The sequence below is a fragment of the Luteolibacter rhizosphaerae genome, assembly GCF_025950095.1.
In the GTDB taxonomy this organism is placed as follows: Bacteria; Verrucomicrobiota; Verrucomicrobiia; order Verrucomicrobiales; family Akkermansiaceae; genus Haloferula; species Haloferula rhizosphaerae.
The window spans coordinates 28651-44909 of sequence record NZ_JAPDDR010000014.1 but is presented as its reverse complement, the minus strand read 5'-3'; the positions used below and the strand labels follow the sequence as shown (position 1 = coordinate 44909).

Sequence of the window (16259 nt, the reverse complement as noted above, 5' to 3'; positions counted from 1 at the left end):
GGTTCGCTAGATCTCCGCTTTATGAAGAATCGCTTTTGGCTGCTTCCTGTTTTGTTGTTGGTCTTCGCGCTGGGGCGGCTGAGTCATCGGGTGGTGCCGGCGGGGGTGGAGCGGGAGGATGTGCAGGTGAAGTCCGGTCGGGCCCCGGCGGGTGCTGGGGATAGCGCGGCGCGGGAGACGAGCCGGAAGCGTTGGGCGGAGCGGCTGCAGGGGACGGAGGGGGAGGGGATGGCGGGCCTGCTGAAGGAGATGCCGAAGGGGGACCGCGGGGCGGCGCTGGAGTTGTGGCTGGGTAGCTTCGGCCTGGGCGGGATGGATACGGCGTCGGTGGATCGCTTCCGCCGGGCGATCGATGCCTGGGTGATCGAGGACCCGGATGCGGTGCTGGCGTGGGCGGAGGCGCTGCGGGATCCGGGGATGCGCGAGGCGGGGATGACGGCGGTGGCGGGTTCGCTGGCGAGGAGCGATCCGCAGCGGGCCTTCGATTGCCTGGTGGCGCACGGCGAGTTCAAGCACTCGCTGTTAGACGGAAGGATCATGGGATTGATGAAGGGGCTTTCGAAGGATGCAGGGAAGCAGGGGCCGGAGGCGATTGCGGCGCTGTGGGGCAAGCTGCCGAAGGTGGGGGACTCGGTGAACGCGTTCTCCGGGGTGGCGCTGGAGCTGGAGCCGGGCACGGACTTCCTGACGCTGAGCAGGGCGCTGCGCCGCGAGATGGGGGCACAGATGAGCCGGCCGATCTTCCCGGTGAAGGTGATGGAGACCTGGGTGCGGGAGGATCCTGCGGGTGCGCGGGCATACTTCATGGAGCTGGCGGCGGCGAAGGAGCGCTGCGGCGATGAATGGAGCGAGATCCGCTCGACGATCCGGACCGATCAGGGGGCGGAGGCGGCGGATGCATGGGCGCTGGGTCTGCTGCGGGACTTGCCCGCGGGGGATCGCGGGCAACTGCTGGCCGGGGCGGGCTATCTGCATTCGCCCTCGAATTTCCACGAGCTGATGCGAAGCGCGGGTGAGGAGGAGGCGGCGCTGTGGATCGGCGAGACGCTGCAGGCGAGCGTGGAGATCAACCGGGGATCGTGGGGGATCAGTAATCTGTTAGGCGAGCTGCCGATGGAGCAGCGGGTGCAGCACCTGAAGGCGCTGCGCGGCGAGCAGGCGCTGCAGTATGCGAACGAGGTGATGGCGAACTGGAATCTGCCGGAGGCGCAGCGGGAGGAAGTGCGCAGCGGGATCAGCGGTTCTTGAGACACGAGTATGAATGCGAAACCCATCCGCTGGATCATCCCGCCCGTGCTGGGGTTCGCGGCCTATCTGCTGAGCGCGGAGCAGGATGGCGCGGCGGGGGGTGATGCGGTGCAGGCGGCGGAGACGCGGCGCGGGACCGGCACGCGGACGGATGCGGGGGTGGCGGTGGAGGAGTTCCAGCAGGAGTGGGCGGCGCGGAAGAAGGAGGTGGAGGCGCAGACGCTGGCGCTCTCCAATGAGGCGCTGCGCGAGAAGATCCTGGTGCTGCGGAAGGCTTTCCTGGCGCTGGGGGATAATGCGGAGTGGGGCGAGACCGAGCAATTGCACCGGCTGCTGGGTGATGCGGTGCGCGAGCTGGGCAAGCGCGAGGGGGCGGCGGCGCTAGCCTGGGCCGTGGAGATCAGCCCGGAGCTCCGCGTGTGGGTGATGGAGGGCTGGGCGAAGGGCGATCCGGAGGGTGCTTTCCAAGCGGTGATCCAGAGCGAGAAGTTGGCGCCTTGTTCCGATTGGACGCTGGTGGAGCTCTTGAAGGGGAAGGCGGCGGCGGGGGATGCGGTGCTGGCGCAGGCGTGCCGGGATGTGCCCTGGGAGCTTTTCCTCGATTCCCGCAGCGATCCCTTCGCGGATGGAATGCTGAACCTGTCCCAGGATGAGATCGAAGACGCGCGGCCGTGGATCGAGAGTGGCGCGGCGCGGCAGTTGGCGGAGGAGGGGATCCTGATCGGCGGGCTGTTTACCAAGTGGTCGGAGATGGATGCGCGGGGGGCGATGGAGAATGTGCTGGATTGGCCGGGCGGTCGGGAGGCGGACATGCTTCTGGTGCTGGGCCCGGGGCTGAAGGATCAGGGCAAGCTGGATGAGCTGCGGGGGCTGCTGGAGGAATTGCCGCCGGAGCAGCTCGAGCGTTTTTCCGCGGCGTTGGAGGGGCCGGCCCTGCGGAATGCCCGGGGCTTTGTTTCCGGGCTGAGGAAGGGGTTTCCGATTCTGGTGAGGGAGAAGGAGGTGGCGGAGTGAAGTCGGCCCGGGAGCGCGGAGCCTCCGGCCCGCAGAAGCGACCCTTGTTGTGCCAGTGTGGGACCGGGGTGAGAAATCGGCAGCGGCGACATCCATTCAAAGCTCGAGATCTCGCGAGCCGGGCTGGCAACTTCTGCGGGCCGGAGGCTCCGCGCTCCCGGGCGCAAGCGGACAAGCGACACCGATCATGAGTGCCACACCATCACGATGGATGTTCCCGGCGGCTTGCGTGCTCGCGATCGCGGTGGGGGCGATGCTGGGCGGCGCTCGCGTCAAGGCACCGGAGAAGCAGGCCGCGGCGAAGTCGGGCGAGCGCGGCCATGGCGGCGGCGCGAAGGATCTGTTAGAGAGGGTGAATGCATCCGCGCAGGATGCGGCGCTTACACCGGGTGGTTATGCGGAGCGGATGCTGATGCTGCGTCGCACGCTGGCCAGCTGTGAAACGGAGGCGCTGTGGGAGCTGCTGGAGTATGGCACCACGCTGGAGAAGCGGCCGGAGTGGGATGTCACCTTTGCATTGATCAACGAGTTGATCGACCGGCAGGGCTGGGGTGCTTGGGAGCGGGTGCTGCGAGTGGAGTCGGGCGCGCGTCAGCGGGTCGCGGGGATGGTGCTCTATCAGTTCAGCCGCCGCGATCCGTGGAAGGCGTATGAGGAATGGCAGCAGCACCGTGCCGAGTTCGACTCGGCCACTTGGGGGGATGCGGTGATCTCGGAGGTCTCGCTGGCCGCGGCGAAGACCTCGGCGGACAAGTTGGTCGAGGTGTTCCGGCAAATCCCGCAGGTGGAATCCAACGAGATGATGTCGATGGAGTTCGCGCCGGATTTCGATTTCCGGAAGCTGCTGGATCACCTGGCCGGGGACAACTACCAGCCCTATACGGCGAGCGAGAATACCCTCGGGGTGTGGGCGGAGCGATCCCCGCTGGAGGCGGCGGAGTGGCTGGTGGCGCATCCGAATTACCTGGATCGGGAGTATCGTGAGGGGGAACTCCAGAGAACCTTGGAGGGAGTGGCGAAGGGGGAGATGGATGAGGAGGCGCGGCGCGAGGCCTTCGAGCTGCTTGCGAGGGTGAAGCCGGAGGAGCAGAAGCACGCCTGGGAGGCGATGTGGGAGGAGAGCGAGGGCAAGATCAGCGCGGACTACCTGCGAGCGGCGGATCTAACAGGTCGACGCGAGGACTACCTGCGGATCGCGCTGTATGAGACGCGGGGTGCGGAGGAACTGGATCCATCCTGGGCGCAAGTGCCGCTGGCGGAGCGGCAGGAGATTCTGGCGACAGTGGAGCGGCAGTGGGCGGAGAAGCACCCCACGGTGGTGGAGGCGAAGGCGCGCGAGCGCTGGGGCCGGATGGTGCGGCAGGCCTGGGGGATGGGGGAGTAGAAGAGATGATAGGGCATCTCACGCGGGGGTGAGATTGCTCAGGCGTTTGCGGAGGCGGCGGGCGCGCCAGAAGAGGAGCAAGGACCAGGCGGGCAGGACCATGGCGAGGAGGAGCCAATAGGGCAGGCGCAGGGTGCGGCTCTGCATGGCTTCATGGTGCGAGTATTCCGGGGCGGGGAACCAAGGGGCGTCCGCTTGATCGCGCAGGTAGCTCCATGCCGGGATGCGCGGGGCCGGGACGATGCGGGAGGAGAGATAGATCACGCTGCCCTTGCTGCCGAGCGAGAGGTAGCGCTGCACCATGCTCGGCGTGGCTTGCCACGGGTTGGCGAAGTTCAGGGGAAGATTGCGATGCGGCTTGAGCGGCATCTGCTGGGACGCGGGAAGGGAGGCGTCGTAGTAGCTGGGCTGGCTGAGCAGGGCGTCGATGCTGGGGGCCTCGATCTCGGGCATCGTCAGGCGCGGGTCTTCCGCGGAGAGGATGGGCCGCGCGGAATGGAGGCGGTGCGGATCGGCGGGCGGCCAGACCATTTGGAAAGGCTTCCCCTGTGCTTGGTTCAGGCAGCTGGCATGGACCATGGAATCGCGCCATGACCAGAGCAGGAAGGCGAGCACCGGCAGCCCGAGCCAGAAGCTGACGAGCCGCGGGACCAGCGCGAGCAGGGAGCGGGGACGGTGGCTGGATTCCTTGCGATATGGCATCTCCATCCGATGCCTTATCAGGCCGGGGGGAAGGAGGCCAGCGCGTGCTGCTGCATGCGGGAGGCGCTGGTGCGCTTCATCGGTCCTTCATCATGATCTGCACGAAGAGGATTACGCCGCCGATCGCGGCGATGAGGAAGAACAGCATGGCGAAGCCGGGATAGCCGAAGAGGCGGAAGCTGGTCTCCACCCGCGCCAGCATGGAAGAGCCCACGATGAGCGCGGCGAGGATGAGACCGAGGGTGATTCGGTTCGCCACCTTCTGGAGGCCCACGATGAGCGCCTTCTCATCGATGGAATCCACCCGCACCTTGATCTTGTTGTCCGCCAGCAGATCCATGATCCGGTTCGCGCGCAGCGGCAACTGACCGAGGAACTGCTTCGACTCCGTGAGAATGCCCATGAGATTCGCGGAGGTCAGGGTTTCCTTCACCCGTGCCCGACTGATCTCACCGAGGTGCTGTTGAATGGCCTGATGGGGATCGAAGCCCGGGCTCAGGCAGCGGCCCACGCGGTCCAGATTGAGAAGCGCCTTGCCGATCATGCTCACTTCGCCCGGGATGCGCAGCCCGGCATTCGCGCAGGCACGGGTGACTTCAAGCACCAGCGAGCCCACATCGATGTGCTTGAGCGACTGCATCTTCGCCGCGCCGACGATTTCTTCCACGGCGCTGATGAAGCCCTCGCGGTCCAGTGCGTCCTCCTTCGCCTCGGCGATGCCGAGCGCGGCTTCCGCTGTCTGGATGCCATTTCCCTCGCTGATGCCCGCCAGCAGGTGCACGAGTTGGTCGCGCATGCGCTGCTGCACGCGGCCGGTCATTCCGAGATCCAGGATCCCGAGACGGCGGTCGTGGGTGAGGATCAGGTTGCCCGGGTGGGGGTCGGCGTGGAAGAAACCATCGACGAGGATTTGCTTGAGATAGGCGCGGAAGAGCTGAGCCGCCAGTTCGTCACCATCCAGATCTGTTAGAACGGCGCCGGAGAGAGCCGGGATCTTGGTGCCGGGAACATAGTCCATGGTGAGGACCCGACCGCTCGAATAGTCATCCACGACCTGCGGCACAACCAGGCGGGAGAAGCCGGAGAGGTTCGCGCGGATCTCCTTCAAGCTGGCGGCCTCCCGCTGGTAGTCCAGCTCGCGGAGGATGCTGCCGCGGAATTGATCCACGATGCGGAGGGTTTCGTACTTCTTTCCGAAGTCGGTATGCTCGTCGAGGAAGGTGGCAATGGATTCGAGGCTCTCCAGATCTTCCGAGATCTTCCGGCGAATGCCGGGGCGCTGGACCTTCACCGCCACCTGGCGGCCGCCGCGCAAGGTGGCGAGGTGGACCTGCCCGAGCGAGGCAGCGGCGAGCGGCTTGCGTTCGAAGGATTCGAAGGCCTTTGAAACGCGGACGCCGAGCTCCGCTTGCACGGTGTTTTCGATCTCCTCGTAGTCCACCGCTTCCACCTTGTCTTGCAAGCGTCCCAGGGCGTCGAGATAGGCCGGTGGCAGGAGATCGGAGCGGGTGGAGAGCAACTGGCCGATCTTCACGAAGGCCGGCCCCAGCTTTTCGATGTCGTCTGCAAGTTGAGCGGGCGGTTGGTCGTCCGTGGTTTTCTCGGGAGTCTCCGTGACGGGAAGGTCAGCATGCGCCAAGAGGTCGCCGCGACCATACTTCATGAAAAGGGCGGCAATGTCCTTGTAGCGCTTCAGGTGCACAGGGGAGAGGTTCATGCCTAAGCCTCTGGCACAGAGCATGCCACCGCTAGAGCCGCGTAAATCCGGCGGGAGTGGGGAGGGGTGAATTGCAATGTGCAAGATCGCGCATGCAATTTGAGGATTGGCGGACATCGGCGGAGCAGCAGCCGGGAAGAATGCGGGAGGGAACCGTTTTCCTTTGGAGCGGGCAGGCAGTCCGCTTATGGGGCTATAACTAACGGATTCACGAGATAGATATAAATTGTATCGTGGCGGCTTGAACTTGAGTGTGGATTCGCTATGAGGCCGCCATGCGACTGCCCCTCGCGGACCTGAGTCTATTGTTCGATACCTCCGATTTCCCGGCGCGCTGGCGCTGCGGGAATTGGAGCGAGGTCCACGGGTGGTTCCATGTGATCTCGGATCTGGCGATCGCGGGAGCCTACTCGATGATCCCGCTGGCGCTGGCGACCTACTGGTGGTGCAAGCGGAACGAGCTGGTCTTCCCGCGGCTGTTCTGGCTCTTCGCGGCCTTCATCTTCAGCTGCGGCTTCACGCACCTGGTGGATGCGATCATCTTCTGGGAGCCGGTGTACCGCTTCTCCGCGCTGATGAAGACGGTGACGGCGCTGGCCTCTTGGGCGACGGTGATCGCGCTCTTCCGCATCGCACCGAAGGCGCTGCAACTGCCGGGCCTGCACCGGCTGAACCTGCAACTGAAGGATCAACTGGCGAAGACGAAGGAGGCGGAGCAGGCGCTGGCGCGGAGCAATGGCGATCTGGAGGCCTTCACCGGGGTGGTGACGCATGATCTGCGGAACCCGCTGACGAATGCGCTCTTCATGACGGAGATGGCGCGGGAGGCGGAGGCGCGCGGGGAATCGACCGGGCCGGCGCTGAAGGTGGCGCTGGAATCGCTGCGGCAGATGGAGGCGCTGATCAGCGAGCTGCACGGGCGCTCGAAGGTATTCTCCAGCACGGATGAGATGGTGGAGCTGGATCTGGAAGCGGTGGTGCAGGCGGCGAAGCAGAACCTGACGCCGCTGATCGAATCGAGCGCGGCGCGGCTGGAGATGGGCGAGCTGCCGCCGGTGCGCGGGAACCGCACGATGCTGGTGCAGCTGTTCATCAACCTGGTCGAGAACGCGATCAAGTACCGCAGCAGCGCGGCGCCGCACATCCGGATCGAGGGGGAGTCGGTGGTGGGTCTGACGATCGTGCGGGTGGCGGACAATGGCGTGGGGATTCCGCTGGAGCAGGCGGAGCGGGTCCTCGAGCCGGGCGTGCGCGGGGAGAATGTGGGGGTGGTGCCGGGGAGCGGTCTGGGGCTGGCCTTTTGCCGGCGGATCATGGAGGCGCACCGGGGGACGATCCGGGTTTCGAACGGGGTCACGGGCGGCGCGGTGGTGGAGTTGTGTTTCGGGGGGTGAGGGGTGTAGTGGTGGTTCTACGATGGGTGTAGTAGGACGATGGGGTGGCTTCGCCTGGATTCTGTAGCGGAGGCGCTTCATGCTTCCGGCGGGGTGGGTGAGCCCTGAGGCGGGGATGGGGTTCTTTCTCGCGGATGCCCCCAGCCGGAATGACGAGAGTCCTTCCGCTACGATGAGAGGGCCTCGCAAATCGCCTGCTTGTGCCTTGGCGGGAGGCTGCTAGCGTGGCGAATGCGTTTTGTCGGAATCGGGATACTCACGGTGCTGCTGGGCTCGGCGGCTTGGGCGGCGGGGAAAGAGGTGCGGGCGGTGCCGCCGGATCTGGCGAACTACGTGGCGAAGGCGGAGCCGGAGTACGCGTGGACGGTGGAGGATGTGAAGGAGCTGCCGGGGATAAAGGCGTGGCGGCTGAAGCTGACGTCCCAGGTGTGGCAGGGCATCACGTGGTCGCACGATCTGCTGGTGGTGCGGCCGGCGGAGGTCTCGACCGAGAAGGTGCTGCTCCTCAATGAAGGCGGCAGCGCCTCGATGCAGAAGGCGATGTATGCGGCGCTGCTGGCGGGCAAGATCAAGGCCCCGGTGGCGCTACTGCTGGGCGTGCCGAAGCAGCCGCTCTTCGACGGCAAGCGGGAGGACGACCTGATCGCGGAGACCTTCGTGCGCTACCTGGACTCCGGGGATGCCTCGTGGCCGCTGCTCTTCCCGATGGTGAAGAGCGTGGTGAAGGCGATGGATACGCTGCAGGAATTCAGCAGGAAGGAGTGGGAGCAGCCGGTGCAGAAGTTCATCGTGGGCGGCGGCTCGAAGCGCGGCTGGACGACCTGGCTGACGGCGGCGAGCGATGCGCGGGTGATGGCGATCACGCCGATGGTGATCGACGTGCTGAACATGCGCGAGCAGCTCACGCACCAGCAGCGCTCGCTGGGTGGGACGAGCGAGCAGATCTCTCCCTACACGAGCCGCGGGCTGGTGCCGGTGCCGGATACGCCGCGCGCGGAGAGCCTGTGGAGCATGATCGATCCGTGGACCTATCGCGAGCGCTTCACCATGCCGAAGCTGATCGTGCTGGGGAACAACGACCGCTACTGGAGCACGGATGCGCTGAACCTGTATTGGGATGCGCTGCCGGGTGAGAAATATATCTCCTACACGCCGAATGCCGGGCATGACCTGACCGAGCGGGATGAGGCGGGCAAGAAGCTGAACGCGGATCGCGCGATCAACAATGTGTCCGCCTTCGTGCGCTATCAGCTCACGGGCAAGCCGCTGCCGAAGCTGGCGTGGAAGCACGGGACGGAGGCGGATGGCAGCCTGAAGCTGGAGGTGACGGCGGATCCCGCGCCGAAGGAGGCGCGGCTGTGGGTGGCGCGCTCGGACACGAAGGATTTCCGCGAGGCGCGCTGGAGCTCGCAGGCGATCGAGCTGAAGGAGGGCGGTCCGGTGACGGCCACGGTGGCGAAGCCGGAGAGCGGATTCATCGCCTACTACGCGGATCTGGGCTACGAGATTGATGGCCTGCCGCAGTGGCTGTGCACTCAATTGCGAGTGGCCGGTGCGGAGGAAAAGTGACCGGGTAGCGGCGGGTGATTCCGGATCGGGATCGCCCGGATCCAAGGAAGTATGAGGAAAAATTGAACTGATCCGCCGCGCAGCGGTCTATCAGAGCGAACCCTTTTTTATTGCGCCTGCAATTGCGCGATGTCTTCCACGCGGATTCCGGGGGGACTCCGCTTGGAATGCAAAGACGGGCCCCGCAGTTTCGTGCTGCGGGGCCCGTCGAGTGCAAGCGTTGGGGGCCGCTCGCTGATTCCGGTGTAGGGAGAATTTCCGACGGGGTCAAAGGGTGTTAGGCCGGAGGAGGTGCATAAATGTGCGCGGAATTTCGGCTCACATCAATCCGTGCAATCCGAACTCCGGGAATCCGGGACCGGTGTGAAAATTAAACGCGCTCCGGAGGTGGCGACGAATGGGGGAGGCGGGGGAATCCTCCTTCATCTACACCCTCGGAGCGCGGTAGCGGCAGGGCTCCAGCCCGTTGAGCCATGGCCGCCAGTCGGGGGGGAAACTTATTTCTGCTCTTCGGCAGGCTTGGTGGCAGGCTCGTTGTCCTCCTCCTTCGGGATATTGATATCCACGGTGGGGACTTCCATTTCCACTTTCTTTTTGCCGACCGTGACGTCGGGACCATTCACATCGTATTTGGGAAGCTTGGCTTCACCGTCGACTTGGACCTTCACCTCGGGAAGCGAGCCGTCTTCCTTCTTGTCCACGTCACAGGAGACGAGGGCAAAGGCGAGGGTGGACGCGCATGCAGTGAGGAGGCCGCGGAGTTGGTTTTTCATGGCGGCATCGTTTCAGCAACGGGTGTGCCGAGGGCTCATGAGGGCCGGCCACGCGCTCAAATCCCCGGTGTAGCAAGAAAAGCGAAGACCGCTGCGAGATGCGCCCGGAATTTTAGCAGGGAGTTCTGCGCGATCCGACAGCGTGAACCGTGCATAATGAAGTATTGTGTCACGGGCGGTTTCACTGGATCGGCGAGAGTAAGTTCGCAGCCCGGACCTTCAGCATGAAGAAGAAGCCGCGCTGGGTGGGCTCATCCACCGGCACGAGTCGTGACTTCTTGAAATCGCGCTCGAACATTTCACGGACCTTGGTGGCAAATGCTTGGTCCCGCACCTCCACCGTGCCTTCGAAGTTCAAGCGGAAGGAGCGGTTGTCGATGTTTGCGGAGCCGACCGTGGCGGTGTCGTCATCCACGAGCGTGACCTTCTGGTGCATGAAGCCGTCGCCGTGGCGGTAGAATCTCACGCCGAGAGCGCCGAGCCGCTCCACGTGGGCCCAGCCGGAGAGATCGACCAACTGGCTATCGCATTGGTCGGTGACCAGGATGCGGACTTCCACGCCGCGCAGCGCGGCCAACTCGAGTGCCGTGATGAATTGCTCGTCGGGCACGAAGTAGGGCGTGGCGATCCAGAGCCTGCGATTGGCGGAGTGAATGAGCTGGAGAAAGTACAGGGTGCAGGTTTCCACGGCATCTGCGGGTCCACTGGGTATGTAGTGCACGCGCTGGTTCCCGCCGGCAGGTGAGGCGGCGGGCTCCCACTGTAGAGCCAGCTCGTTCCCGCTGGCCCAGATCCAGTCCTCGAAGAAGGAGACCTGCACGGTCTGCACCGCAGGGCCTTGGATCTTGACCATGGTATCGTGCCAGGGGGAGAGGTCTTCGTCGCCGCCGCTGTACTCGTCGCCGATATTCGCGCCGCCGGTCCAGGCGCAGCGGCCGTCAGTGACCACGAGCTTGCGGTGGTTGCGGAAGTTGATCTGAAATCGGTTGTTCCAGCCTTTCATCGAGTTGAAGGGCAGGATCTCGATTCCGGACTTCTTCATTTCCGCGGCATACTTGTCGGGCATGCCGTAGCTGCCGATCTCATCGTAGAGGAAATGCACGCGCACGCCGCGGCCGCGTGCGGAGATCAGGTGGTCTTTCAGCTTCTGCCCCAGTTCGTCATCCCGCACGATGTAGAATTGGACGAGGACGTAGTCCTTCGCTTGGTCGATCCCCTCGAAGATGGAAGGGAAGATCTCCTCGCTGTTGCGTAGCAGCTGGACGTCATTGGCAGTGGTGGCGGGCAGCTTGGCCAAGCGCTCGAGCAGGCGATCGCTGGAATTGCCGCGCGCACCTCCGAGATACCCGGCCTGCTGCACACGGTCGCGCAGACCGGCCACCACGCTGTCGGACTTCGTATCGCTGCCGCGGCGCTCGCTCACGTAGCCTTGGAACTTGGTCCTACCGAAGACCCAGTAGGCCGGCACGGCCACGTAGGGGAAGGTATTGAGCGCCACCACCCAGGCCGTGGCACCCTGGGCGGTGCGCACATTCATGAGCGCCTGCACCGAGGTGAGCGCGCCCGCCGTATGGGCTACGAAGAGGAAGAGCGCCACGAAGCGCTTGCGCCGCATGCGGACATAGCGCGCCATGACGGCCAGCCGGGGGTATCGCTCCGCGAGCGCGTTCTTGATGAGTGGGTATGGATTTTTCACGGGATGGAGAGGAGAGGGGGCGGATCACTCCGGGACGATGGAGGCGACGGCGTCCATGACGGCTTGCTCGCCGGTGCCGGGGCGTTCCTGGTCCTTGTGGACTTCGGTGATGACTTCTCCCAAGGCGGCGGGCGGGATGAGGCCGAGCGATTCGGCATGGCGGGAGATGGCTAGGCTGTCCTTCGCCAGGATCATCGGCACGTCGTGGGCTTGGGCGCGCTCGCAGGCGCGGTACACGGCGGTGTCGTGGGTGCTATCGTGCTCGGGATCGACATCGCGGATGTAGATGGCGCGGATGCGCTGCGGGTGTCGCGCGGCGATCTCCGCGTAGATGGCGGGATCCTCCTGCCCGGAATCGCCGATGAGGATGAAGGGCAGCTCCGGGTAAGCGTCTAACAGATCGAGCGCCTTGCGCTGCTTGTGGCCGTGGCCCTTTTCCTTGATGAATTTGGTCTCATCCACGCCGAGATCGCGCAGGAGCAGGGGGCCGGAGGGGATCTCGTTCAGGCGCAGGAAATCGACGAGGAGGTCGTGCAGGTTCCAGGGCGAGCTGGAGATGTAGAAGATGGGATTGAGCGGGTGGGCGGCGTGGCCGCGCTGCAGGGCCTCGTAGAGCTTGGCCACGCCATCGAGCGGCTTGCGGGTCTTCGCATTCTCCAGGAAGGTGAGCTTCGCGGCGAGCAGCAGGCTGGTGATGCCGGTGTGTACCACGGTGTCGTCCAGGTCGCTGATGATGCCATACGCGGCATCCCGCGGGACGAGCATGATGCGGTGCGTGGCGTGGATCTCGCTTTCGTGGCCCTCGCGGCCGGTGCGGGCATGGGCCTCCAGCCAGGTGAGGCGATCCGGTGCTGGATCGGCGGGGAGAGGGAAGCGGGCGTGGTAGTAGCCTTCTTCATCCGCGCTCAGGTCCTGCTGCTGATCGCGGAAGCGGAGGCGGACGGGCGCGTAGGGCACTTCATCGCTCTCCCAGCGTCGCCAGGTATTCGCGAGATTGTCCCACCAGGTGTCGTCATCGAGCGGGCCACCGCTCGGCTTGTTCGAGAGCACGCGCCCGCTGAGGTGGATGGCAGCGCGATCGGCATGGCCCTGGTAGGCGACGATCTGGCGGGGATCGCTGCGGCCGGTGGCGGCGCTGGCGCGGTAGCGGGTGCGATCCCATGCGTGCTCCACCGAGACCGCGGCGCGGTGGAGGAGGCGGAGGATGTGATTCTCGGACGGCACGGCGGGAGAATCGCGGAGGATGGGGATGAGGGCAACCGGAGTTTGCGGGAGCTGCCTACCGTCACGCTGGCTTGGCAGCGGGATCATCGGCGCCCGACAGGCAGCTACGGTAAACCCAGTAGATGAACACGGCCTGGAAAGGGAGCCTGAGCCAGAGGATCCATGGGGAGATGTCCTTTCCCGGAAGGCCGTGGAGGGCCATGTGCAGATTGGCCGGGAAGACCGCGACGAGCAGGGCGATCAGGCCCCATGCGGCGGGTCTCCTGAATGCGGGGACCAGGATGCCGAGTCCGCCGAGGATCTCCGCCGCGCCTGAGATGAGATTCAGCGCGGAGGGCCAGGGGAGGTAGGGCGGGATCATCGATTCATAGAGCGCCGGCACGCGGAAATGGTTGATGCCGGCGAGCACGAAGACGATGCCCAGGATCGTGCGGGATCGCGATGGATCGAGGAGAGGGCGGCTGGGATTCCCGGAGGGCACGGCGGGAGAATCGCGGAGGATGCAAGGGAGGGAGAAGTGCCGAGTGATCAGTGAGCAGTGATCCGTGGAAATGCAGAAGACCGGGTGCTTTGCCCGGGCCTACAACTGCGAGCGTAGCAGGGTGGCGGCGCTGCCGGCGATTTTCTCGGCGGGGGAGCGGTCGTGCCAGTCCTGCAGGGTGAATTCACGGGCGCGCTGGAGGTCTTGCCGGAAGACCTGCACGGCGGTGGCGGTGAAGTCGCGGTTGATGACGTTCAGGTTCGCCTCGGCATTGATGCGGAAGGAGCGGTTGTCGAAGTTCGCGGAGCCGACGGAGGTCCAGAGGCCGTCGATCATCATGTTCTTGCAGTGGTACATGGTGGGCTCGTACTCGTAGACGCGCACGCCGCCCTCCAGCAGCTGGCCGATGCGCTGACGCCCGGCGAGGCGGACGGTCTTCGAGTCGTTCCACTCGCCGGGGACCAGGATCTCCACGCTCACGCCGCGCTCGACGGCTTCTAACAGAGTCTGCGTGGTCAGGTCATCCGGCAGGAAGTAGGCATTCCCCACGCGGATGTTCTTCTCCGCGGCGGCGATGGAGAGCAGGTACATCAGGCGCGCGCTCTCGCTGCCTTCCATGGGGGAACTCTTGAACATCTGGCAATGCAGCTCCCCGGCCTCCCGCAGCTGGGGGAAGTAGGCCTCGCCGTGCAGGACCTCGGCGCGGGTGCGCATCCAGTTGTCCAGGAAGGCGGCCTGCATTTGCGCGACCACGGGCCCCTCGACGCGGTACTGGGTATCGCGGAATTCGTTCTCGTTCCGCGCATCGCCTTCCCATTCATCCGCGATGCCGACGCCGCCGGTGAAGCCGAGGTGACCATCGATGATGAGGAGCTTGCGGTGGGTGCGCTCGTTGGTGCGGGCGAAGTTCCCGAGGTGGAAGACCTCCAGCTCCACCCCGGCATCGACCATGCGGCGGATGGCGTCGCCATTCACGCAATTGCAGCCCACACCATCGAGCAGCACGTTCACGCGCACGCCCTCGCGGGCTTTCTTCGCCAGCGCATCGGCGAAGATATCGGCGACGCGGCCGGACCAGTAGACAAAGGTCTCGAAGCAGATGCTGCGCTCCGCGGAGGCGATGGCGGCGAGCATGGCGGGGAAGATCTCCACGCCATTGTAGAGCGGCGTGACCTTGTTCCCGGGAAGGATCGGCGGGCCGAGGAGCTGGCTCATGGAGCGCTCGAACTGCGGGTCCGAAATGCCGTAGCGCTGGGCGATGCGGTGCTTGATCTTCTTCTCCCCGGAAATGAAGTTCCGCACGAAGATGGTGAGCGCCGCGGAGGCGGCGGCGGTGAGACCGATGGTGAGGAGTTGGTCGCGGTGCCGGGACATTCCGTCAGACATAGCGCGGAGTTCGCGGCGCGCTAGGGGGAAATGTAGGGGTCATGGGTCATGGGTCATGGGTCATTGGTCATTGGTCATTGGTCATTGGTCATGGGTCATTGGTCATTGGTGGAGTCTCGGGAAAAGGTGCAAAACGAACGGCTGGGGTGCATCCGGCATCTCGGCGGGGAAGGGGAGGCTTGTAGCGGTGCGGAAATGGCGGTGGCACCCTTCGTGCGATTCGGTTGGCATGGACTCGATCAACCGCAATCAACCCGAGGAGAACCGCGCCGATCTGGATGACATCCAAGCGGTGGATAAGATCCGCGAACTGGTGGAAAAGGCGGAGACCTGCTTCTTCACCACGGCGGTGGCGAAGGGCGAGTCCTCCGGCTCCCGTCCGATGAACGTGCTGCAGACGGATGCGGCGGGTCACCTGTGGTTGCTGAGCGCGAGCGATAGCCACAAGAACCTGGAGATCGAGAGCGACCCGCGGGTAGTTCTGCATTTCCAGGGCTCGAAGTATTCGGACTTCCTGCTGCTGACCGGCACGGCCCGGATCACGCGGGATGCGGCGAAGATCCGGGATCTGTGGAACCCGCTGCTGAAGACCTGGTTCACGGAGGGGGAGAACGATCCGCGCATCACGGTGATCGAGTTCGTGCCGGAGAGCGGCTACTACTGGGACACCAAGCACGGCAATGCGATCGCCGGGCTGAAGGTGGTGGCGGGTGCGCTGCTCGGGAAGACGCTCGATGACTCGATCGAGGGGAAGCTGCGGGTATAGGAGTGCGGGCTGTCGCGCGATGGGAGAGGCGATGTAGTTGGGCGCGGAGCGGTAAGGAGCGGGGACATTCTTGTCCCCGATGAACACGCTCACCCCGACGACAGGAATGTCGTCGCTCCCTATGTAGAGGCATGAGGTGTAGCGGGACGATGAAACCGGTGCCGACTCAAGGTTGACCGCGCCTCCCCGGAAATACGAAGTAATCCCGCTGCGATGGACTTCGTGGATCGAGGGGGCGATAGGCAAATATCGAGTTTCCTATCACTCTGTTTCCGACTCCGGATGTGCTTCCAACTCGGCGTCGATCTGGCGCTGCAATGCTTCTTCCCGCGCGAAGAGTTCCTTGGTTAGCGGATGGTTTGCGCGCACTTGGTCTTCACGCTCCATCAATGCGATCGTCGCTTTGTGCATGGCCGTTCCGAGGCGTTTCAATTCGGGCTCTTTGTCCGCGGTTTCCATGAGGCGGTCCGCGAGCTTGGAGATTTCCTCGTCTGCCGCGGCCTTGCCCGCCTCGTCCTTCGCCTCGGTCGCGGCCTCGAGCTTGGCGTTTGCGGCGGCCATCTGGGCATTGAGCTCCTGGAGTTTCGGGTGTTTATCGAGCGCAAGCTGATGGGCCTCGGAAGCTTTGGCCGCAGCCTGCTCAAGCTTCCTCAGCTCCGGATCCACGGCGCCGAGATCGGGAATCGCCTTTCGGATTTTGCCGGTGATCTCCCTGCGCTCTTTCTGAAGCTCCTGCAGCTTGGTGGACGGTTCCGCATGAGCGGGAGCGAAAGCGAGGGCAAGGATGATGGAGTAAGGAAGGAGCTGGTTCATCGGAGGTATGAGGTCATGGATGGAGCCCGGTGCTCAAGGCAAATGCAGAGATGGGGGAGTATCCCCGGTGGTATGGGGGCTTTCATGACGGC

Annotated in this window: 14 protein-coding genes; 6 read left to right on the top strand and 8 right to left on the bottom strand. The window is 64.7% G+C overall.

Going from position 1 to position 16259, the window contains the following annotated elements; all coding sequences use genetic code 11:
- Positions 1-21: 21 nt before the first annotated feature.
- The 3 genes from OJ996_RS22150 (at position 22) to OJ996_RS22140 (ending at position 3646) form a co-directional block, all read left to right on the top strand.
- Positions 22-1248 (top strand): hypothetical protein, encoded by a 1227-nt coding sequence (locus OJ996_RS22150; RefSeq protein WP_264515882.1) that lies wholly within the window; start codon positions 22-24, stop codon positions 1246-1248.
- 9 nt (positions 1249-1257) lie between these two features.
- A complete protein-coding gene (locus OJ996_RS22145; RefSeq protein WP_264515881.1) occupies positions 1258-2262 on the top strand; it encodes a hypothetical protein in 1005 nt (334 codons plus the stop codon).
- 187 nt (positions 2263-2449) lie between these two features.
- Entirely contained in the window at positions 2450-3646 is a 1197-nt protein-coding gene (locus OJ996_RS22140; protein ID WP_264515880.1) for a hypothetical protein, read from the top strand.
- Between the two features lie 18 nt (positions 3647-3664).
- Here the strand turns inward: OJ996_RS22140 and OJ996_RS22135 are convergent, their stop codons facing one another.
- Both OJ996_RS22135 and OJ996_RS22130 read right to left on the bottom strand, forming a co-directional pair.
- Positions 3665-4354, bottom strand: a complete 690-nt coding sequence (locus tag OJ996_RS22135; RefSeq protein ID WP_264515879.1) for a hypothetical protein — start codon at positions 4352-4354, stop codon at positions 3665-3667.
- 70 nt (positions 4355-4424) lie between these two features.
- Positions 4425-6065 (bottom strand): ABC1 kinase family protein, encoded by a 1641-nt coding sequence (locus tag OJ996_RS22130; RefSeq protein WP_264515878.1) that lies wholly within the window; start codon positions 6063-6065, stop codon positions 4425-4427.
- A gap of 275 nt (positions 6066-6340) precedes the next feature.
- Here OJ996_RS22130 and OJ996_RS22125 point away from each other — a divergent pair, with 275 nt between their 5' ends.
- Complete coding sequence (locus OJ996_RS22125; RefSeq protein WP_264515877.1) at positions 6341-7459, top strand: sensor histidine kinase; 1119 nt, start codon at positions 6341-6343, stop codon at positions 7457-7459.
- Between the two features lie 231 nt (positions 7460-7690).
- On the top strand, positions 7691-9028 hold the full coding sequence (locus OJ996_RS22120) for a PhoPQ-activated pathogenicity-related family protein (protein WP_264515876.1): 1338 nt from the start codon (positions 7691-7693) through the stop codon (positions 9026-9028).
- Positions 9029-9525: 497 nt separating this feature from the next.
- On the opposite strand, the gene OJ996_RS22115 is transcribed toward OJ996_RS22120, so the two are convergent.
- The 5 genes from OJ996_RS22115 to OJ996_RS22095 form a co-directional block, all read right to left on the bottom strand.
- Complete coding sequence (locus OJ996_RS22115; protein ID WP_264515875.1) at positions 9526-9801, bottom strand: hypothetical protein; 276 nt, start codon at positions 9799-9801, stop codon at positions 9526-9528.
- Positions 9802-9982: 181 nt separating this feature from the next.
- Positions 9983-11497: a cardiolipin synthase gene (gene cls / locus OJ996_RS22110; RefSeq protein WP_264515874.1), complete on the bottom strand. Its 1515-nt coding sequence runs from the start codon at positions 11495-11497 to the stop codon at positions 9983-9985.
- A gap of 24 nt (positions 11498-11521) precedes the next feature.
- The gene (locus tag OJ996_RS22105) at positions 11522-12721 is read right to left on the bottom strand and encodes an App1 family protein phosphatidate phosphatase (protein ID WP_264515873.1); all 1200 of its coding nucleotides are present in this window, start codon (positions 12719-12721) and stop codon (positions 11522-11524) included.
- 61 nt (positions 12722-12782) lie between these two features.
- The gene (locus tag OJ996_RS22100; protein ID WP_264515872.1) at positions 12783-13202 is read right to left on the bottom strand and encodes a DoxX family protein; all 420 of its coding nucleotides are present in this window, start codon (positions 13200-13202) and stop codon (positions 12783-12785) included.
- A 99-nt stretch (positions 13203-13301) separates the two neighbouring features.
- Positions 13302-14576, bottom strand: coding sequence for a phospholipase D-like domain-containing protein (locus tag OJ996_RS22095; protein WP_264515871.1), 1275 nt, complete (start codon positions 14574-14576; stop codon positions 13302-13304).
- Between the two features lie 241 nt (positions 14577-14817).
- Here OJ996_RS22095 and OJ996_RS22090 point away from each other — a divergent pair, with 241 nt between their 5' ends.
- The gene (locus OJ996_RS22090; protein WP_264515870.1) at positions 14818-15354 is read left to right on the top strand and encodes a pyridoxamine 5'-phosphate oxidase family protein; all 537 of its coding nucleotides are present in this window, start codon (positions 14818-14820) and stop codon (positions 15352-15354) included.
- Between the two features lie 261 nt (positions 15355-15615).
- On the opposite strand, the gene OJ996_RS22085 is transcribed toward OJ996_RS22090, so the two are convergent.
- Positions 15616-16020 carry a hypothetical protein gene (locus OJ996_RS22085; RefSeq protein ID WP_264515869.1) on the bottom strand — a complete coding sequence of 135 codons (405 nt, stop codon included), beginning with the start codon at positions 16018-16020 and terminating at the stop codon, positions 15616-15618.
- Positions 16021-16259 lie beyond the last annotated feature (239 nt).